Annotated in this window: 19 protein-coding genes; 16 read left to right on the top strand and 3 right to left on the bottom strand. The window is 50.2% G+C overall.

From position 1 onward, the window contains the following. Positions 1 to 338: 338 nt before the first annotated feature. The 4 genes from kduI to V8F51_RS08445 all read left to right on the top strand — a co-directional run bounded on the left by kduI (position 339) and on the right by V8F51_RS08445 (position 3,953). Positions 339 to 1,169, top strand: coding sequence for a 5-dehydro-4-deoxy-D-glucuronate isomerase (gene kduI, locus V8F51_RS08460; protein WP_337099736.1), 831 nt, complete (start codon positions 339 to 341; stop codon positions 1,167 to 1,169). A gap of 30 nt (positions 1,170 to 1,199) precedes the next feature. Continuing rightward, entirely contained in the window at positions 1,200 to 1,982 is a 783-nt protein-coding gene (locus tag V8F51_RS08455; protein WP_337099735.1) for a DeoR/GlpR family DNA-binding transcription regulator, read from the top strand. Positions 1,983 to 1,999: 17 nt separating this feature from the next. Beyond that, entirely contained in the window at positions 2,000 to 2,755 is a 756-nt protein-coding gene (kduD, locus tag V8F51_RS08450; protein WP_337099734.1) for a 2-dehydro-3-deoxy-D-gluconate 5-dehydrogenase KduD, read from the top strand. Positions 2,756 to 2,891: 136 nt separating this feature from the next. Continuing rightward, a complete protein-coding gene (locus V8F51_RS08445) occupies positions 2,892 to 3,953 on the top strand; it encodes an endonuclease/exonuclease/phosphatase family protein (protein ID WP_337099733.1) in 1,062 nt (353 codons plus the stop codon). Positions 3,954 to 3,973: 20 nt separating this feature from the next. On the opposite strand, the gene V8F51_RS08440 is transcribed toward V8F51_RS08445, so the two are convergent. Next, positions 3,974 to 4,789, bottom strand: coding sequence for an AraC family transcriptional regulator (locus tag V8F51_RS08440; protein WP_337099732.1), 816 nt, complete (start codon positions 4,787 to 4,789; stop codon positions 3,974 to 3,976). Between the two features lie 80 nt (positions 4,790 to 4,869). Then, entirely contained in the window at positions 4,870 to 5,802 is a 933-nt protein-coding gene (locus V8F51_RS08435; RefSeq protein ID WP_337099731.1) for an iron-siderophore ABC transporter substrate-binding protein, read from the bottom strand. A 336-nt stretch (positions 5,803 to 6,138) separates the two neighbouring features. Here V8F51_RS08435 and V8F51_RS08430 point away from each other — a divergent pair, with 336 nt between their 5' ends. The 12 genes from V8F51_RS08430 to V8F51_RS08375 all read left to right on the top strand — a co-directional run bounded on the left by V8F51_RS08430 (position 6,139) and on the right by V8F51_RS08375 (position 19,006). Further along, complete coding sequence (locus V8F51_RS08430; protein WP_337099730.1) at positions 6,139 to 6,438, top strand: winged helix-turn-helix domain-containing protein; 300 nt, start codon at positions 6,139 to 6,141, stop codon at positions 6,436 to 6,438. After that, positions 6,435 to 7,397 (top strand): lysylphosphatidylglycerol synthase transmembrane domain-containing protein, encoded by a 963-nt coding sequence (locus V8F51_RS08425; RefSeq protein ID WP_337099729.1) that lies wholly within the window; start codon positions 6,435 to 6,437, stop codon positions 7,395 to 7,397. The genes V8F51_RS08430 and V8F51_RS08425 overlap by 4 nt, the downstream gene beginning before the upstream one ends. Beyond that, complete coding sequence (locus tag V8F51_RS08420; protein WP_337099728.1) at positions 7,397 to 8,866, top strand: alkaline phosphatase family protein; 1,470 nt, start codon at positions 7,397 to 7,399, stop codon at positions 8,864 to 8,866. The genes V8F51_RS08425 and V8F51_RS08420 overlap by 1 nt, the downstream gene beginning before the upstream one ends. 16 nt (positions 8,867 to 8,882) lie before the next feature. Continuing rightward, positions 8,883 to 9,653, top strand: a complete 771-nt coding sequence (locus V8F51_RS08415; RefSeq protein ID WP_337099727.1) for a glycosyltransferase family 2 protein — start codon at positions 8,883 to 8,885, stop codon at positions 9,651 to 9,653. 30 nt (positions 9,654 to 9,683) lie between these two features. After that, positions 9,684 to 11,243: a hypothetical protein gene (locus V8F51_RS08410; RefSeq protein WP_337099726.1), complete on the top strand. Its 1,560-nt coding sequence runs from the start codon at positions 9,684 to 9,686 to the stop codon at positions 11,241 to 11,243. A gap of 28 nt (positions 11,244 to 11,271) precedes the next feature. Continuing rightward, the gene (locus V8F51_RS08405; RefSeq protein WP_337099725.1) at positions 11,272 to 12,327 is read left to right on the top strand and encodes a hypothetical protein; all 1,056 of its coding nucleotides are present in this window, start codon (positions 11,272 to 11,274) and stop codon (positions 12,325 to 12,327) included. Positions 12,328 to 12,355: 28 nt separating this feature from the next. Then, positions 12,356 to 13,837: a copper amine oxidase N-terminal domain-containing protein gene (locus V8F51_RS08400; RefSeq protein ID WP_337099724.1), complete on the top strand. Its 1,482-nt coding sequence runs from the start codon at positions 12,356 to 12,358 to the stop codon at positions 13,835 to 13,837. 83 nt (positions 13,838 to 13,920) lie between these two features. Beyond that, positions 13,921 to 14,844, top strand: a complete 924-nt coding sequence (locus V8F51_RS08395) for an FTR1 family iron permease (protein ID WP_337099723.1) — start codon at positions 13,921 to 13,923, stop codon at positions 14,842 to 14,844. Between the two features lie 5 nt (positions 14,845 to 14,849). Beyond that, on the top strand, positions 14,850 to 15,614 hold the full coding sequence (locus tag V8F51_RS08390; protein ID WP_337099722.1) for a hypothetical protein: 765 nt from the start codon (positions 14,850 to 14,852) through the stop codon (positions 15,612 to 15,614). Positions 15,615 to 15,749: 135 nt separating this feature from the next. Continuing rightward, complete coding sequence (locus V8F51_RS08385; RefSeq protein ID WP_337099721.1) at positions 15,750 to 16,445, top strand: response regulator transcription factor; 696 nt, start codon at positions 15,750 to 15,752, stop codon at positions 16,443 to 16,445. Next, positions 16,442 to 17,884, top strand: coding sequence for a HAMP domain-containing sensor histidine kinase (locus V8F51_RS08380; RefSeq protein ID WP_337099720.1), 1,443 nt, complete (start codon positions 16,442 to 16,444; stop codon positions 17,882 to 17,884). Before V8F51_RS08385 ends, V8F51_RS08380 begins: the two co-directional genes overlap by 4 nt. 42 nt (positions 17,885 to 17,926) lie before the next feature. After that, positions 17,927 to 19,006 (top strand): extracellular solute-binding protein, encoded by a 1,080-nt coding sequence (locus tag V8F51_RS08375; RefSeq protein ID WP_442956410.1) that lies wholly within the window; start codon positions 17,927 to 17,929, stop codon positions 19,004 to 19,006. A gap of 52 nt (positions 19,007 to 19,058) precedes the next feature. Here the strand turns inward: V8F51_RS08375 and pepT are convergent, their stop codons facing one another. Next, positions 19,059 to 20,291 carry a peptidase T gene (gene pepT, locus V8F51_RS08370; protein ID WP_337099718.1) on the bottom strand — a complete coding sequence of 411 codons (1,233 nt, stop codon included), beginning with the start codon at positions 20,289 to 20,291 and terminating at the stop codon, positions 19,059 to 19,061. Positions 20,292 to 20,465: the final 174 nt, after the last annotated feature.

Here is a 20,465-nt window from a genome sequence, read left to right as displayed (position 1 = left end):
CACTTAATCTAACGGACAGCAGCAGCTCGCATATACCATTTTACCTATTGATCTCGACCATAACGGACTCAGTTGACTCTATTTCTGACATACAAGGCTAAAATGCTCAAAAAACGAGCAATTAAGGTCTCCTCAGTCCGTTATCTCGCGAAATGATAATGATATGGCGTTTTAGCGTCGCTGGTGTCCGTAACGGAGGCAGTGGTTAGAGAGCAGTGACAGCCGCATGAGCATAGTGGAGTGAGCAGCAAACTTTCGATAATGTACTTTTTATGTTCGTAATTGTGTGTTATTATAGAAAACGAACAATAACATACCTATTAGGAGGCTTTTATACAATGGAAGTGCGCCATACTACGAACCCAACCGATGTGAAGCTATATGATACGGAACGTCTTCGCCAGGAGTTTTTGATCGAAAGCTTATTCGAGCAGGATCAAATCAAAATGACTTATACACACTATGATCGTATGGTCGTTGGCGGCGCAGTGCCGGTTACGAAAGCGCTTGAACTGGAAGCGGCTGCTACGCTTAAGACGGAATACTTCCTTGAGCGCCGCGAGATCGGCTTCCTGAACATTGGCGGACCGGCATCGATTTCCGTTGACGGCGAATCGTATGAGCTTAACAAGCTTGAGGTGTTGTATGTCGGCAAAGGCAAACGCCAAGTGCTGCTTGCAAGCGTTGATGCTGCCAATCCAGCTAAGCTGTATTTCTGCTCCGCCCTTGCGCACAAAGAAATCGAGACGCGCAAAATGACGGTAGAGGAAGCGAACCCTTCGCACCTTGGCTCGCAAGAAACTTCCAATGAACGCGTCCTTTATAAATATATCCATGCTGACGGTATCCAAAGCTGCCAGCTGATGCTTGGCGTCACGAGCTTGAAGACGGGCAGCGTGTGGAATACGATGCCTTCGCACGTACATGATCGCCGCATGGAAGCTTACTTGTACTTCGACATGAACGATGACGCGCGCGTGTTCCATATGATGGGCGAGCCTTCGCAGACGAGACATCTTGTCGTGGCGAACGAGCAAGCGATTATTTCGCCGCCATGGTCGATTCATTCCGGCGTGGGCACAAGCAACTACACATTCTGCTGGTCGATGGCCGGCGAGAACTACACGTTCACGGATATGGACGCGGTACCTGCAAGCCAGTTAAAATAGTCGTACTGAAAGATTTGGGAGGTACGCGTCATGCTAGCAGCGGAAAGGCATCGCAAAATTATAGAAAAATTAGAGCGTAACGGCGCGGTCAAAGTATCCGAGCTAAGCGAGCAATTCCAGGTAACGGAGAAGACAGTCCGCGAGGATCTGGAGAAGCTGGAAGAGAAGGGGCTGCTGAAGCGCACGCACGGCGGGGCGGTCATGGAGCAGAACGGCGAGGACAGCCTGCTGCCGATCCAATACCCGAACAGCAAGCACCAGTCCGAGAAAACGGCGATCGCAGCGCTTGCGGTAACTTGCATCGAGCCGGAAGACATTATTGCTCTGGATGCCGGAAGCACGACGCTTGAAGTGGCCAGACTGCTCCCGAACATGCCTGTAACGGTACTGACGAACGATCTGCTCATTATCCGGGAACTAATCATGAAGGATCAGGTTAGGCTTGTTGTTCCCGGCGGATATCGCCATAACAATCTGCTTATCGGCGCGGAATCGCAGGAATGGATTAAGCGGCTTAATGTCCATAAGCTGTTTCTGTCGACGACCGGCATTCATATGGAGTACGGCTTAACGATCTTCACCGAGGAATTAACGAAGCTGAAGAAGATGTATATGGAGAATGCGAAAACCGTCTATTGCCTGGCCGACCATAGCAAATTCGACCGAGGGGCGCTCATTACGTATGCATCATTGGAAGATGTCGATATCATCATTACCGATGATGGCATAACTCCAGAAATAGAAGCGAAGTATGAAGCATATGGCCTTCAAATGATGAAAGCATCGGCGGCAGGCGGCGGCAAACGTAGGTAAAGGGAAGGTGTAGAACGATGGGATTGTTTGATTTAAGCGGCAAAACGGCTGTTGTGACAGGTGCAGGCCGCGGGCTTGGGGAAGCGATCGCGCTTGGCCTCGCGCAAGCAGGCGCCGATATTGCACTCGTAACGAACCGAACGCCTGCGGACAAGGCTGCGGAAGCGATCCGCGCACTTGGACGCAAGGCGATTACCATTCAGGTAGATGTTGCCGATCGCAGCAAGCTGCCTGGCATCATTGAACGGACCGTCGACGAGCTAGGCAAGATCGACATATTGGTCAATAACGCGGGCATTATCCGACGTACGCCAGCAGCCGATCACAGCTACGCCGATTGGCAGGACGTGCTGGACGTCAATTTGAATTCCGTATTCGCGCTTTGCCAGCTTGCGGGCAACCGCATGATCGAGCAAGGCTCGGGTAAAATCATCAACATTGCTTCGATGCTTTCCTTCCAAGGCGGCATCAACGTACCGGGCTACACGTCGAGCAAGCATGCGGTAGCTGGTCTTACCAAAGCTCTTGCGAGCGAATGGGCTTCGAAGGGCGTGCAAGTGAATGCCATCGCTCCAGGCTATATGAGCACGGACAATACGGAAGCGCTTCGCGAAGATCCGGTTCGCAGCGCCCAAATTCTTGGCCGCATCCCGGCTGGCCGCTGGGGTACTTCCGAGGATATGATCGGCCCTGCGGTTTTCCTTTCATCGGCCGCATCCGATTATATGAACGGCCATATTCTCGCCGTGGACGGCGGCTGGCTCGTTCGATAAGCAGCGTTGTGTTGCAAGCCTCCAAGCTATCATAGCTTGGGGGATTTTTTTTTGGAGCAAAGCTTTGATTGCCTAGATATGGATTGTGTTTCATAATCATAACTAATAGAACAAACGGGTATAAGGAGGAAGTATGTTGCTGCGGAGAACGTTAACATGGATAGGATGGATTATTGCCATACCGGTCGCGATTGCTGCGCTGTTCCTTATTTATGTGACATTGGTCGATTACAAGCCTGCTTCGGAGACAGAGCTTGAAGCCAGCCATAACAGCCAGCAAGCGTTGAAGCAAGGCGATTCTGTAACGGTGACGACCTTTAACATCGGATATGCTGGACTTGATCAAGGGCAAGACTTTTTCATGGATGGCGGCAAAAGGTCGCGTTCGAGCAGCAAGGAGCAGACGGCAACTAATCTTGATGCTATTGCACATTTTTTGCAGGAAACGCAATCGGATTTCTATCTGCTGCAAGAGGTAGATACGAAATCATCTCGAAGCTACAAGATTGACGAAGCGGCTGCTCTAAGCGACACTTTATCCGACTACGACAGCACTTATGCGGTTAATTATAAAGTGCCTTGGGTACCCGTTCCTGTGTTTGATCCGATGGGGACGGTCAGAAGCGGTCTGATGACGTTATCTACATTCCAAAGTACATCGCATATACGCTATGACCTGCCCGGCAAGGAAAGCTGGCCCGTACAGCAGTTGGAGCTGGATCGCGCATTAATCGCAAGCCGGTTTCCAGTCGACAATGGCAAGGAGCTGGTGCTGATCAATCTGCATCTGTCAGCGTTTGACAAGGGCGGAGCCATTCGCAAGCAGCAATTGGATTTCTTGGACGGTTTCATTCGCGAGGAATCAGACAAAGGCAATTATCTCATCGTTGGCGGCGACTGGAATCACTCTCTGCCTTCAACCGATGCCGCTGCTTTCGAAGCGGAGCAGGAGTGGCCGGAATGGCTGCAGCCGTTTCCTGAAGGCTTCGGGTTAGAAGGGCTTCAGTGGGCGAATGATCCCGCTGTCCCATCCGTTAGAACGCTCGACATTCCTTATGAGAAAGGCGTTAATTTTCTTGCTGTCATTGATGGTTTCCTAGTATCGCCGAATATTGGGATTACGAGTGTGAAGGGGCATGACCTCGGCTTTGCGAACAGTGATCATAACCCTGTGACGGGGCAATTTGTTTTGAATTAGCATAATCGCGCAGCTGCAGTTCAAGATAAGCCATTGTCGATAATATGACTTGGGGCAACGCCGGTATATTTTTTGAACAAGCGACTAAAGTAGTAGGCATCGGTATACCCGACCTTTTTAGCTATTTCGCGTACTGTATATTTTTTGGTGACGAGCATTTCTTTGGCGCGATTTATTCGAAATTGCAGTAAATAATCGATTGGACTAATTCCCGTATGCTTCCGGAATTGCGCTGAGAAGAAACCGTTGCTTACGCTATATCGATCGGCCAGCATCGTCAAGGTAAGTGGTTCCATATAATGAGCATGCAGAAAGGCTTTGGATTCCTCGATCATATCCGATCTTGAATTGCGCTCGCTCTGTAAGCGGAAGTCCACCAAAGTATCGTGGAGCAACTGAAAAAACGAGGCGTATACCCCGAGCGAAGACATGCTGCCCGGATCCATGGATAGGGAGTGAAGGGCAGCTAGCTTCGCTAGCGTATCCGGATTTAATCCCGTATTTAGAACGAAGGATTGATGAAGAAGGGAAGAAGAATGGTACTTGTAGTCCATTAAGCTGTAATTAATCAAATAATAATCAAATTCCGAGTCTGTGCCGGTCCTATATTTCAAGTGCATGTTTTTCATTCCATGCAATACATCGCCGGCCTTTAATAAATACGGAACGCCATCGCATACAAATTCGCTTTCGCCTCGCACAACATATAGGAACCCCGCTTTTTTTATGTTCACATCACCATAAGTGTGATTTGCAGGCAAGATCACTCTGAACACGCCGGCCACCTCAAGCTTAGATTGCAGCAATTCTTTGGCAAAACTATTGATAGGAATCATTCCCTTGGCTCTCCTAACCATAATGAGATAGACTCCCAAGGGATATCACTTGGGAGTCGGTCTTGATAATAGGCTGAATGCTATTTTAGGTTTTTTAATATTTCTTCGATTCCATAAGCTACGCCAGTCGGGCCAGGAGAGAAGGCGGAGGATTCCAACGGATAGACATGGCCGTTCTTAACCGCGTCAAGCTGATTCCATACCGCGCTTTTTTGCAGTTGTTCAAGAATTGGAGCCAAAGGAGCGGTAGGACGGTTATGAAGGAAAATATGATCAGGGTTCAGCTCGATGAGCCCTTCTAGGGATAAATCGCCGCCAGACTCGGCTAATTCGTTGTCAGGCATCTTCAAACCGATTTCATTGTAATACGTATTCAGCCGCTCCGTTCCCCAGAAATAGAAGGCTTTATCCGCAGGATCCAGGAAGACGACATCCTGATCCTCATATTTTTGCAGCTTGCTCTTGGCATCGCTTAGTCTAGCATCGTGATTGGCAATTACTTGCTGCGCTTCTTCTTCCAAGCCAAGCGCTTTGGCGTACTCGGTAAGCGCCCATTTCCAATCATCATAACCTTTAGCGGCATCCAGGAAGAAGACCGGCGCGATTTTTGTCAATTCGGTATAAACTTTTTCATTTTCCTCGCCGCCGGCAAGAATGATATCAGGTTCGTATTCGAGAAGTTTCTCCAAATTGATTTCTCCATCCGTACCAAGATCAACGAAAGCGTCGGATTCGAAGTAAGGCTTGAAAGCCGCTAGCTTGGAGTAGTAGTTATACCCGGTTGTTGCAAGCTGTTCCGGTTCAAGCGTAAGCAGCAAGTCAATGAATCCCCATGCCGTCAACGCGATTTTTTTCGGTTTATCGGGAATCGTAACCTCGCCTTTTTCATCCGTTAAAGTACGCGGAAAAGAGGACTGAGAGGACTTCTCCGGTGCTGTCGTACTGCTGTTTGCTGCTTGTTCATTTGTTTCTGAGCCTTCATTTGAAGCTCCGCTGCATCCGTATAAAAGCAAAACGCAACAAAGGATTAAAGCCATAGGTAATATAGGTTTCCATTTCATTTCTGTTACCCCATCCGTTTCTATTTTGATAATGATTATCAGTGTTAGTATAAGACGAGTACAGCTTTAGAACAATAGACGAATCGAATAGCTAGGATGGATTATATGAATCACTGATTGATCCGATTTCATGTTGTTTCTCAGGAGTGGAAAAATCTTTTTCGATTCACATCATTCTCTCATTTTCGTTCGATATAATTGCAAATGTACTCGGAATGATAATCATTATCACATTCTGTGAATATTGATCGCGTCTGCTCAGCATCGAATGAAGGAGGTAAACGGTTGATGGATCGATCCTTGTATAAGGCCGGAAAGCGTTATCGCCAAGACGGAATTAAACCCCGCTCGCAACGAAGCAAGTACAAAATTTTGCAAGCGCTAAGCGAAAGCGGAGCCGCAACGGCAAAGGAGCTGGCGGAAATGCTGAATATGGCTGCGCATGAGGTGAGCAAGGCGGCTCAGATATTGACCGTAAGCGGATTAATTACGAGGGGCGAAGGAAACGGTCAATACATGTCCATTACCGATAACGGAATTCGTGTCTGGGCGGAAGCGAAGCGGGAAGGGCAGAAGCGGTTGGGATGAGGGGTAAAGCATTTACTGGATTATTCGGAATCGCTTTGTTTATCGTTTTTTTGCTCCTTAGCTCGCAGTTGTTCGATTCTGATCACTTGCTTGGCCGGCTGCGCGTCATCATTGTTCAACCAGGATGGATCATGTTCATGTTTGTCGCCTACTTGCTCTCTTTCCTGCTTAAAGCTGCGGCTTGGCGGGCGTATGCCGGACGAGAGCATCCGATCGGCCTGTATCTCCACGGCATGTTCTATAGCTTGCTGATCAATCATCTGCTGCCGATCAAGGCCGGCGATCTTGTTCGTACAGGGATATTGATGAAGAAAACGAGCATGAGGTGGGACAATGCGCTTCATAGCGTCGTCATCATGCGTTTGGCGGATATGCTGGTGCTTGGGGTCATATCGGGATTAGGCATGCTGTGGTTAGGCATGACGATGTCTTGGCTTGCGGTTGCGGCAGCCGCTGCAGCGCTACTTGCTGCAGGCGCGGCGCTGCGATTTACACCGATGCGTCGATGGACATTTGCAGAACGGCATATTACGCAGCTTAAGGCAATCGTGTTATCCCGGCAAGGTCCATATATTCTTTCCCTTATTGCCGCCAGTTGGGTACTCGAAGCAGCTATTCTGTTTGGAATAGCCCATATGGGAGGCATAGAGATAGGCGCCGTTGCTTCCGTCTGGGCGAACAGCGTAACGATCGGAGGACAAATCTTTCATGTGACGCCTGGAGGAATCGGCACCTATGAGAGCACGTTAAGCAGCTCATTAGCCGTGCTCGGGGTGAGCTGGGATGAAGCCTATGCGACAGCGCTGCTGGCACATGCCTTCAAGTTCGCCTTTTCTTTCATCGTTGGCGCCTATTCATTGGTCCGAATGCCGATCGGCCTTCGCGAGGCGAGAGATTGGCTGCGAATGCCGAGGAAGTCAAACCTACATACGAATTCTACAAGTGAGAGGACATTTTAATGAAACAAGCGTCGGCTTTTGAGATCGTAGCGGCAAGATGTTGGAATCTATTGAACGAGGGCAAGCCGTTTACACCGATTTTTACTGTTTCTGTATTTCTGCTCTACCGGATTGATCAATGGATGAATGGCGACTTTTGGACTGACGCCGGCCTTGGACTTCTTTGCCTGTTGCCATTGTTTATTATTTATTATCATTTTGATTTTCCATTGTTTCTGCGCAATTATTTGTGGTTTCCGGTTATAGCTGCGTTGCTGCTGTGGCAGCCGGGCAATCTTCTGCTTTATGCGGCAGCTATCGGCTTGTACTTGTTCTTTACGGTCTTCTTCTGGGGTACTTTCTATTATCGAATGCGAATCGGCACATCGTGGTGGAATTTCAAAAGGTTCTGGAAGCTGGTGCTTAAGAACAGCGACTCGACGAGCGGCAATGCACAGGAGCAATTGCCGAAGGTGCTGCTGCTGCTGCTGCTGTGGAATTACGGCTATGAGTTGTTTTCGCTCGCAGACGAAGGCACTACGTTGGCAGCGTTTGATGATGAATGGCTTGTATGGGCCGCATTCACGGCGGGCTTATGGCTGTACAGCTGGATTCTGCATCGGAATCTGTTTGATTGGAAGCCCAAGGAGACGGAGTCGTTCACGAGCGATCCGGACAGGACGGGAAAGGAAATCAACGACAAGGTTATCGTGATCGTCATCGACGGCATGCGCAAGGAACGGTTCGAGGAGGCCGAAGCGCCGTTTCTTAAGAAGCTGCGGCAGGAAGGAACCGAGTATACGCAGATGGAGACGGTTTATCCGGCGAGAACGGTCGTTTGTTTCTCGTCCATGTTCACTGGCGCTTACCCGCGGGATCATGGCATACGCTCCAATATGGTTTGGAAACTGGGCATTCGGGTGGAAAGCATATTCGATTCGCTGCGGAAGGTCGGGAAGCGCGGTCGTCTGCTGGGCATTGCCCATCTGATCGACTCCATGGGAGACGATGTCGAGAGCGTAACGGCTGTCATGCACAATGACAAAGCGGATCGCAACATCATCGATCGCGCCAAAAAAATTATGGCCGAACAAAATCCTGAATTATTCGTTGTGCAGATGATCGGCGTCGATCAGACAGGACACAGCATGGGCGTGCTGTACGATGAGTATTTGCAGAAGATCGCCGAGGCTGATCGGCTTGTCGAGGAGTTTGTTGATTGGCTGACTAGCCAAGGGATGATGCAAAATACGACGCTCGTCATCTGTGCCGATCATGGGCAAGCGGACGGCATTGGCGGTCATGGTCACTTGGACGAAGGAGAGCGGTTCGTACCTTTCTTCCTGCACGGACCATCAATTAGGCAGGGTTGTCGAATTGATGAGAGACACTCGCTTATTTCTATGGCTCCAACGCTGGCTTACTTGTTAGGCGCGCCTTATCCGGGCGCCAGTCGGGGGAAGGTGCTGACGGATGCTTTCAAGCCATAACAAAGAGAGGATTGCCATGAAATCAACCATCAGGAAGAAGCTTATCGTATTTATCCCGGCGCACAATGAGGTAGGAAATATTGAGAGTGTCATTAAGCGCGTACCGCGTCAATTCGATCTCAATTATGAGGTGTTGGTCATCGTGATCGACGATGGGTCCACTGACCGAACGGCAGAGGCAGCCAAGGAGGCGGGTGCAGATTATGTGTATTCATTCGCTGCCAACAGAGGCTTGGGTGCCGCTGTGAGAGAAGGGCTTGCCCGCTGCTGCCAGCTTGGAGCCGATATCGGCCTTATGATCGATGCCGACAATGAATATCCTCCAGAGCAAATTCCCGATGTCGTTCGCCCTATCCTATCTAATGCAGCTGACTATACGTTCGGATCGCGGTTTAAAGGCAGCATTGCCGGGATGAGGCTGCATCGACGGCTGGGCAACTACTTGTTCACGGTGCTCCAGTCGATCCTGCTCCGCAAGTGGATTTATGACGGACAGTCCGGCATGCGAGGTTTTTCAAGAGAGGCGATGGAGAGCGCGGAGATCATTCATGATTACAACTACGCTCAGGTGCTCACGCTGAATTTGCTCCGAAAGGGCTTCCGGCTTGAAGAGGTAGCTATTGCCTACAAGGTTAGGACGCAAGGGCAGTCGTTCATTAAGTTCCGTCAATATGTAACCTCCGTTCTACCGGCTATTTATCAAGAGATGAAGCGACCGGCGATTCGCGGCGCTGCTTCCCATGCTCCAGGCCGGCAGTTGCAGGAAACATCCGGCTCGCAGGTTTGATGGTTGACGGAGCTTGAGGGGGATAGGCGGATGAAGCAGCGATCACTTCGTTATTTCTTATATGGCGCTCCCATTATTGCCGTGTTGACGCTCTTCGTCATGAACCTGTGGTTCGCCAGTCCGTTCGTGCGCTCTTGGGATGAAGTCGACTTCGTACTCGCAGTAGATCGTTTCGATTTGCTTGCCATGCAACCCCATTTTCCGGGATATCCGTATTTCATTGCGGGAGCTAAGCTGCTTCATACCTGGATGTCTGATCCTGTTAAGTCGTTGATCAACTGGAATGCGGCGCTCGCTTGCAGCTCGGCAATCCCGATTGCGCTGCTGGCGAGGAGGTACATAAGCGGAATCACGGCGATATGGGTCAGTGTTGCCGTTCAGACAATGCCCTATCTGTGGCTGATGGGTTCAAGGCCAATGTCCGAGTGTGCGGGCATAGCGGTGCTATGGTGGTTTTTGTGGAGTATTCGAATGGCTGCGGATCGCCCGGAGTCGAACCTACGACTTGGCGTCGCAATCGTTTCGTTTAGTTTGCTCATGGGCATTCGGGTTTCCTACTTTCCGTTTGGGCTGGCGCTGCTCCTGCTGCTTGTCTATCAATACAGAAGCGAAGCAAATAGGCGCATCGGACTTCGGAGACTTTCATTAGCGCTCATAGCCGCTGCGGGAGCGCAGATGATATGGATCGGCGGGTTAGCGATGTCCGAAGGGACGCTGGAGGGGTTCTGGAACTTGTCGATGGCATTCGTAGCCGGACATTTCTCCGAATGGGGCGGCGGCGTTGCCTCCGCACAAGTGCCGTTCGGAACCCGAGTCGTTACGCTCGTCTACGATCACTTGATTCGAGAGGTGCTGCTTAGCCGATCGGTTGTGCTAGGCGCGATCTACGGATGCCTAATCGCTCTTACAGGATGCGGGATATGGAGGCTGGGCAGCAATAGAAGGAGATCAGTCGTAGATGGTTTGAAGCATCACGAATGGCTGCTCATCGTATTGGCGGCTTACGGAGGCTGGGTTTTACTCGGTCAAAATATCGAGAAGCCGCGCCACATCGCCCCGATTGCAGGCCCGTTGATGCTGCTTGTCTATGTGTCCGCATTGAAAGCAGCTCATTGGCTGAGGCGTACTTCAGAATCGGGCCGCGAGCAGCAGCTATGGGACAAAGTCAACGCCGCAGCCATACAGCTCACATTAACGGCTGTGGTGATCGTTCAATTCATTGCCGGAGCACAATTGCTGGAGCTCCAAGCCGAGCAACGTCCGTCCATCTATCAATTGGACGATTATATGGAAACGATAGAGGAACCGTTCGTGCTATATACGTGGGAGGAAACCCGCGTACTTGGATATTTGCAGGCGGAATACGAGCATCGGAAAGTATACACGTTGGATTATTTTCATGCGATAGCGTCATCGGAGACGGAGCGTCGGGTGTTTTTGACAGACCACGTCTTGAAAGGTTTTTTGGCACAAAACAAGAACGCGGGAATGAACGTCGTGCCCGTCGCCTATATTTCTTCGGATAATCGGTTTGATCCGGTCTATTCCGAGATTACCTTATACGAATGGAAACGGGCTTATGACAACTAGAGAGAAGCAAAGAGAGGGGAGAGCGCAAGTGTCAAGATGGTTTCGATATGGGCTGGCAGCGATCGTCATTATGGTATGGCTCGCTCCTGTCCAGGTTTCGGCATACTCCTACGGAGATGCGAATACGGAGGATGTTGCCGAGACTTTCAAAGTGATAGCGGGCGCATTAAGCGGGGATAAGGCGGATTGGCAAACCGTCCAGGATACGCATCAGGTTCGGCGATCCGAGATCAAATCGCATTTTGGCGAGGCGGTTGCGCTGACGCTGGATAAGAACATTGAGGCGAAGGATAGCAAGCAGCTCATTGCCAACTACAAAGCGGTGCTTGTGATGAATTTGGATCGTCGATTTACTTATGCGTTGAAGGATGTATCGGACTATGCCGCAACGAAGCTGCTTTTGGCCAAAGCCAAGGCGACCTTCGATACGCTTGCGCCTTATATGACCTCCGGAACGGATGACATCAACAAAGCGTTTGATGCTGCGCTTGAAGCGCTCGGCAATCCCGGATTGTTCGGGGTAGGGAAGAAGGAAGCAGACCCGGATACGTTCAAGGCGAAGGTTGACTTTATTTACGGAAAGGTTAAGCCTCTATTCGCTTACAAAGCCTACGTCAAACCGACTAATACGGATACGAACGCCGTGAAACCGAGCAAGGAGCCTGCAGCTACGCAGAAGCCTTCTGCTACTAAGGCTCCGACAGCTACGAGCAAGCCTGCTGCCAGCGACAAGCCGGCTGAATCCGATTCGGCAGCGGAGGAGACGCCATCGGCGACGCCGAGCGCAGAACCGAGCCAAGAGCCGGGGGAAAGCACGGCGCCAAGTCCCGAAGCAACGGGCACTGCGCCGCCTGCAAACTCCAGCAGCGAGGGAGATTCGGATGAGCTGACGGGTGAATCCGAAGCTGAATCCGATGAGTCTGCGCTAGCCGAGGGCTCACAGCAAGGAGCGCAGGAGGAAGGCCATGCTCCGATGGAGCGGACGGACAAAACGAATCCGCTCGTTACGATTTTCGTAATCGCTGGGGTCGTAATCGTTGGCGGCGGGGTTGTATGGTTCATTCGAAAAAAAGGATTGCTATAACTACTAATCGATATTAGGAGAGATGATCATGCGTAAATTTTGGTCCATTGCAATTAGTCTAGCTTTAGTATTCTCTACATTCGTTACGGTGAGCACAACCGCTCACGCACAATCCGTCTTCAACATTACTGAGGATGCGGAGCTTGCCGCCAAAATCAAGGCATTCGCCGATATTAAAGCATTATTCACCGATAATACCGATCTTAAAGCGGTTCAACAGTTTTACGTCGCTCAATTCCAGACAGACGTGAAACGGATCGACGCTACGATTAAGCCAAACGATCCTAAGATCGACGAGAATATCTCGTTTGTGCTTGATAATGCAATCAAAGGCACGCTTAATGTGAATCAAGCGAAGCAGGCGGTAGATAAAGGTCTTCAATGGTATTTCTATTTCAATCTGCGCGATGTTATCAGCAACAAGGTTCGTCCGGCGCTGACTAAAGAAGATTTTGCAACGGCAAAAAGCGAGTTTTACAAAGTTGTTCAAATCTATGAAGGCGTCATTCAAGGGACGGTCGTTAAGCGTGACGGCACGTACAAACTTGATATGGTCGGAATTCTGAAAGGAACCATCGAACAGCTTCTGAAAGATCTGGACGATAAAAATGCGAACGACTTCAACGTACATCGCCAAGTGCTGGACAAAACGATTATCAAAACGTACGCGCTGGCAGCTTTTACGTACGCAACCAACATCCCGACGAAACCTGCGGCTGAGCAGCCGACGGCTGTTACGGAAGGCTACTTCCTTTACCTCCCTGTCTATACGTATCTAAGAGGCGGAAGCGTGGAGGATGCCGACTACATTCTGAACGCATTCGCTTCGGGAGATGCAAGCAAAGTAAACAAAGACAAAATTCAGGCGGCATTGCAACGCACGATGATCGGTAAAGTTTCTGAATATGTAACGAACGCTTACACGAAGCTGGCGGAAGGCGACTTGCAGGGCGCTCGCGGATACGCGATGGAAGGCAATATGTTCTTGTCGACGCAGGAAGTATTTCTCACGAAAGAAGATTATGCGGCTGCAGCTGCGTATGGACAACAATTCGCCGATGCCGTCAACAAATCGGATCTCGCAGGTGCGAAGTCGGCTTCCTTCCAAATGCTGAAGTACCTAGTCGTGAAGGACGGCGTACAGTTGAAGGTGGGCGAGAAAGCATACAAAGTTGACGGCGAAGAACGGACGGCGGTTAGTGCGCCATTCGTTAACAAGAACACGAACCGGACGCTCGTTCCCGTACGCTTGATTGCCGATGCGATCAATGCCGAAGTAAGCTTCGACAATAACACGAAGACGGTTACTATCGTTAAGGATGGCAAGACGACCGAGCTGAAAGCAGGCAACGATACGGTCGTTCAAGACGGCAAGCTTAACGAAACGATTAAGCTGGATCAACCGGTCGTCATTGAGAAAGGAAGCTCGTTCATTCCGCTTCGCGCAGTTGCGGAGCTGTTCGGCAAAGCGGTCTTCTATGAGAAGGGCGAAATTATTATTCTTCGATAAATAAGGGTTATCGGCGGGGAGACGCCTGCGCATCATGCGCAGGTGTCTTCCTCCGCTATTTTAACTTGCTGGGAGGTTATATTATGAATGTGCAATCGTTTCTGATCACGTTTCGCGAGGCGTTCGAAGCTATTTTGATCGTGGGCATCATCATGACGTATTTAAAGAGAATCGGACAGACGCAGTGGAACAAGTGGGTTTGGGTCGGCGTCGTTCTAGCGCTTGCGGCGAGCTACGGTGTCGCGCTGGTGTTCCAAACGGTATTGACCGGCTTCGCGACGATGGGCAGCCAAAACTATTTGAAAATCGGCATCATGCTCGTGTCTTGCGTGCTGCTGTCGCATATGGTCTTGTTCATGGGTGAGCAGAGCCGCAGTATGCAGGGGAAGCTGGAAAATAAAATATCCGCGATTCTGACGGTTGGCGGCGTGCTGAACATGATCCTTCATTCCTTCCTTGTTGTCGTAAGGGAAGGCGTAGAGACCGTGTTCTTCTTCGCGGCGATAACCGGCGGCGACATTCAGAAGGCCTTGCAAAGCTGGGGAGCGTTGATCGGCTTAATTGCAGCTTTGATTGTCGGTTATTTGTTTTTCAAAGGGACAAGAAAAATACAGCTGAAGACGTTTTTCCGAATTACGAGCGTATTCCTTATGATGATTGCGGGCGGTCTGCTTGTGCAAGCCGTTGGGATTATGCAGGATATCGGGATTATGGGGACGGTATACAAGACCGCTGGCGGCGAGGTCGGAGAAATATACAATTTGACGGCCATTATGCCCGAGCATCCTTTGGACGAGACGCAGCATATACGCGACACGGGCGAGCAGCCGCTAATTAGCGGGCAAGTCGGGATATTTTTTAAAGCGTTCCTCGGTTATACGCAAAATCCTTCCGTTGAAGAATTCGTGCTGTATTGGGCATTTTATTTGGTCATTATTGTCATGCAGGGGTTGCAGAAAAAACGTCACGAGAAGCTGCAGTCCGCACAATCGCTAACAGGAGCGTGAATAAGATGAAGATTGGGATTATCGGATTTGGACATGTAGGCAAAGCGATGTATAAACAATTTCCAATGGCGATCGTGTACGATGGGCCGCTTGGAATTGGCAGCCGGGAAGAGCTTGCGGGCTGTGATGCCGCCTTCGTATGCGTGCCTACCCCCGAGGCGGCAGACGGGAGCTGCGATACGACACAAGTGAAGGAAGTGCTGAACTGGCTGGATGCCTCGGTCATCGTCATTCGATCTACCGTTCCCGTGGGCTTTACCGAGAGTCAGGCTGAAGAGACGGGCAAGCGAATCGTGTTCCAGCCAGAATATTACGGGGAAACGACCGCTCATCCGTTCTCGGAATTATCCTCGCGAAGCTGGCTGACGCTCGGCGGATCGGCGGCGGACGTCAAGCTTGCCGTGAAAGCTTACCAAAGCGTGTACAATGCGGAGGTCAAGTTCGTGTTCACGGATGCGCGAACAGCAGAGCTGGCTAAATATATGGAAAATTGTTTTTTGGCAATGAAGGTTACGTTTTGCAACGAGTTTTACGATATTGCGCAAGCCTTTGACGTTGATTATTCCGGGCTGAGGGAAGTATGGCTGGAGGATCCTCGAATCGGGAGAAGCCATACGTTCGTGTATGAGGACAATCGCGGTTTTTCGGGAAAGTGTCTGCCAAAGGATTTGAACGCCATGATCCATCAAGCGGGAGAGCGGGACGCGAACGTCTCGTTGTTGCATGCAATGCGGTTAAGAAACGAACAATTTATGAAAAACAAGGATTGATAGGTTTGCGAATATCGAATAGAATAAGCCTATATCTAATAATGATAATCATTTTCATCAAATACTAAAAAGGTAAGATTCCTGTCGCGGCCGGCATGTTGGCGCGGCTTCAGCCTAGCGGGGGGAAATATCGGAATGAAGAAGGTCTTGTTAATTGAAGACGAAAAAAACATGTCGCGATTTATTGAGCTGGAGCTGCAATACGAGCGGTTCACGGTAACCGTGGCTTCAGAAGGGCATACGGGGCTGCAATTCGCTCTGGCCGAGGATTGGGATATTATTTTACTCGATATTATGCTGCCGGGAATCGATGGTCTGGAAATTTGTCGGCGGGTTCGTTCTTTCAAGTACACGCCGATTATTATGCTCAGCGCAAGAGACAGCGTTTCGGAGCGGGTATCCGGGCTCGATTGCGGGGCTGACGATTACTTGCCCAAGCCGTTCGCCATCGAAGAATTGCTCGCCCGCATGAGAGTCGTGTTCCGGAGGCAGCAGGATCGGATACTAATCAATCGTATGGACGATGATCGGCAGCAGGTTCTCTCCTTCCTTGACCTGGTCGTTGATCCGAATACGCGCAGAGTTAGCAGAGCAGGCGTCCCGATCGAACTGACGAAGCGTGAATACGATCTGCTCAATGTATTTCTGATCAATACGAACCGCGTGCTTGATCGCGAGACGCTGCTCGATAAAGTATGGGGCTTCGAGGTAGCGGTCGATACGAATGTAGTGGACGTATATGTACGATATTTGCGCCGCAAAATCGACTTTCCTGGCGAACCCAGCTATATCCAAACCATGAGAGGCATAGGATACGTGATGAGAAAATGAGCTTGCGACAATGGACGGGCTTTTACTTCCGTATGCCGATCAAATTCAAGCTGACTTTAGGATCGACTTTGTTGATTCTTGCGCTGCTGCTCGGTTATAACATACTGCAATACATGATTATGGAACATTGGATCATCCATCGCGAGAAAAAGAGCATCGAGCAAAACATGGATGCCATCCTAAACGATTTGCTAGAACAGGAAACAACGTTCAAACCAGCCAACTTAGCCGGCATCAAACTATATTTGAACAAAATGAATCGTGACGATCAACGGATCCGCATCTTGGGAGACGATAACCGACCGATTATTACGATATCGAATAACGTGCCCGTTCACGTAAGTAACGGGATCGATAAGCTGGAAAGCAATCTATCAATCTCGCAGCAGACGTTCGACATATACAAGCAGGACGGCTATTCGCTGTTAATCATGAAGAGTCCGCTCACCATTCATGAGTTTACCGGAACGGTCGAGATCGTGAAGAGCCTGGAGCAGTTCGAGGAACTGTCAAAGACGATTTCGCAGGTTATGTTCTATTTTGCCTTAGGAGCAGTAACACTCAGTATTCTGGTAGGGTGGCTGCTTACCCGGAATCTGCTCAGACCGCTGCAGGGCATGGCGCAGACGATTCGGGACGTAAAGAGTAAAGGGATACAGGAGAGAATGCGTCCTGCCTTAAACGGTGACGAGATATCGACGCTGATGCTGATGTTCAATGAGATGATGGATCAGGTGGAGGATGCTTTTCGGCATCAAACGAGATTTGTTGAAGATGCTTCCCACGAGCTAAGAACGCCAATCGCCATCATCGAGGGCCATCTCGCCATGCTGAGCAGGTGGGGAAAAAAAGATCCCGTTATTTTGAGTGAATCGCTGGAGGCATCCTTGGAAGAGTTTGCGCGATTAAAGCGGCTCGTCACGGAATTGCTGGCTTTGTCCCGCGCAGAGAAGGACGCGCCCCTGATCGAAATGGCGTTGACAAACCTGCCGGCAGCAATCGAGTCCATCGTGGACCGTTTTGCAGTCATCCAACCCGAGTTCAACCTGGAAACCGATGTGCTTAGGGTGGACGGTGTTCGTATAGGGGTTCCTGTCGATCATTTGGAGCAAATAATGTTCATTGTATTAGATAATGCAGCCAAGTACGCCTTGCAGGACAAAACAATCGTTGTCATGGCCGATGTGTACGATCAGCAACTGCATATTGAAGTGACCGATCGAGGCATCGGCATACCGGACAAAGACATTCCTTACGTGACGGAAAGGTTCTATCGAGTGGACAAAGCAAGAAGCCGCGATCAAGGCGGGAACGGGCTCGGTCTTGCCATCGCCAAACGCCAGGTCGAACGATATAAAGGCAGCATTGCCATCCGCTCTAAGGAACGAATGGGCACAACGGTTACAATAAGCTTTCCTTGTCTGTCCCCGCCGTCATAGACGGTATAGGAAAATGAAGCTGGAGGGTCTACTTTGAAGAAGATGTCGGTCTATATATTCATTTCCATCGTCCTTGTGGCTTGCGTAATCCTAGGCATAAGCGGTCAGCTCGGGATTTTTCCCAATACGGACAAGGATAATGCGCATGCTCAAAATGAGGATTTGAAGAAGGGGAGCGTAACGGTGTATACCGCAAGGCATTACGAAGCGGATTCCGTCGTATTCGATACCTTTACGAAACGTACCGGCATTGAGGTGATTGAAGTTAAGGGCACTCCCGAGGAGCTCGTGGCGCGCATGAAGCAAGACGGAGATAGCTCCGATGCGGATCTGTTCTTCACCGTAGACGGCGGAGTATTGAACTTCGCCAAACGTCAGAACGTACTCCAGCCGCTGAGCTCAGAGGCGCTTGACAGTCAAGTGCCTGCCAAGTGGCGCGATCCGGATCATTATTGGACCGGTGTAGCAACAAGGGCTCGCGTAATCGTCTATTCGAAGGATAGGGTGAATCCCGAAGATCTGTCCACTTATGCAAGCCTTACGGATGAGAGATGGAAGGGCAAGGTGCTGGTAAGATCCTCTGCGAGCCTATATAATCAGTCGTTGCTTGCATCCTTCATTGCGCTCGAGGGAACAGACGAAGCTGAACGTTGGGCCAAAGGAATGGTGAGCAACTTTACTCGCAGCCCTGAAGGCGGCGATCGCGAGCAAGCGAAAGCGATTGCCGACGGCATTGGCGACATCGCTATTATGAACACTTATTATGTTGGCCAGCTTTCTGCTTCGAAGGATCCGGACGAAGCGAGCGTTGCGGAAGGATTAGGCGTGTTTTTTCCTAATCAGGAGACGACGGGCGCTCATCTTAACATAAGCGGAATCGGGCTTGCTCGTTATTCGAAGCATAAAGACAATGCGTTAAAGCTGGTGGAATATCTGACTAGCAAGGAAGGCCAAACGCTGTTGGCCAAGGAGAGCTTTGAATTTCCTGTTAACGTGGAGGCGGAGGTAGCGGAGCCGATCCGATCATGGGGGACCTTCAAGGCACAGCAACTGAATTATGCCGATCTAGAAAATAACCGGCAAGAAGCGATCGATATTTTCGAACGCTCCGGCTGGAAGTAAAAGAAAAGAGCATGCGGCTGCTTAGCTGCATGCTCTTTCGTTGTTTTTTAGATTACGCATTCTCTTCGTACAGCTTCACGATCTCGATAATCGTGTTCACGGCATGAAGCATGCTGTCGACCGACACATATTCGTAACGTCCATGGTAGTTCTCTCCGCCAGTAAAAATGTTCGGCGTAGGAAGCCCCATGTAGGAAAGCTGCGATCCATCCGTTCCGCCGCGGATCGGCTGGATGATCGGCGTAATGCCGAGACGCTCCATCGCCTGCCTCGCAATATCGACGATTTCTTTGACAGGCTCGATTTTCTCGCCCATGTTGAAATATTGATCCCGCAGCTCAAGCTCAATACGATCGGCTCCGTACTTCGCCTTCAAGGTCTCGACGATGTCGGTCAGCTCGGCCTTGCGGCCATTGAATCGCTCGCGGTCATGGTCGCGAATCAAATAACGAAGCTGTGCCTCCTCCACATCGCCTTGAATCGAGGATAGATGGAAGAATCCCTCGTAACCCTCAGTATGCTCAGGAGCTTCTTCGACAGGAAGCTTGCTTTGAAGCTCTACGGCGATTTTCACCGCATTGATCATTTTGCCTTTGGCAGTACCGGGATGAACGTTCTTGCCCTTAATCGTAATTGCGGCTGCTGCTGCGTTGAAGCTCTCGAATTGCAGCTCCCCAAGGGGACCTCCATCGAGCGTATAGGCATACGAAGCATCAAACGCCGTCACATCGAACTTATGCGGGCCTCTGCCGATCTCCTCGTCAGGCGTGAATGCGATCCGTATTCTGCCGTGCTTCACCTCGGGATGTTGGATGAGATAATTCATCGCCGTCATAATCTCGGCAATACCGGCTTTGTCATCCGCGCCAAGCAGCGTCGTGCCGTCAGTCGTAATGAGTGTTTGTCCTTTATAGCCTGCCAGCTCAGGGAAGTCACTCGGCGACAAGACAATTCGAAGCTCGTCGTTCAGCGTAATATCGCCTCCGTCATACGCTTCAACGACTTGCGGCTTCACGTTCGCGCCGGACAGCTCGGTAGCGGTGTCGACGTGGGCGAGGAAGCCTATCGTCGGGATCGGCTTATCGCTGTTGGCTGGAAGGGTTGCCATAACATAGCCATTGTCGTCAAGCGTTATCTCCTGCATGCCGATCGTCTTAAGTTCCTCTACAAGCATACGCGCCAGCGTCAGCTGTCCCGGCGTAGACGGGCAGCTTGTATAGCTTTCGTTCGATTGCGTATCCACCTTCGCATAGGTGACGAATCGATTTATAATCTCGGATTTCATAGTTAACGGTCATCTCCAATTGTAATAGACATATTTATCATTATAATACAAACCGGCTCACAACGAGAAACGGTCGACAGCATCTCCGATATTCAGCGAAAAAAACACAAAATAAGCGATTTACCCGCCGCAGCATGCAGGATAATCGCGCCCGCTAAAGAATGACTTCATATA

Origin of the sequence: Paenibacillus sp. YIM B09110 (assembly GCF_037167145.1) — a bacterium.
Lineage (GTDB): Bacteria > Bacillota > Bacilli > Paenibacillales > Paenibacillaceae > Pristimantibacillus.
This window is presented reverse-complemented; position numbering and strand designations above follow the sequence as displayed.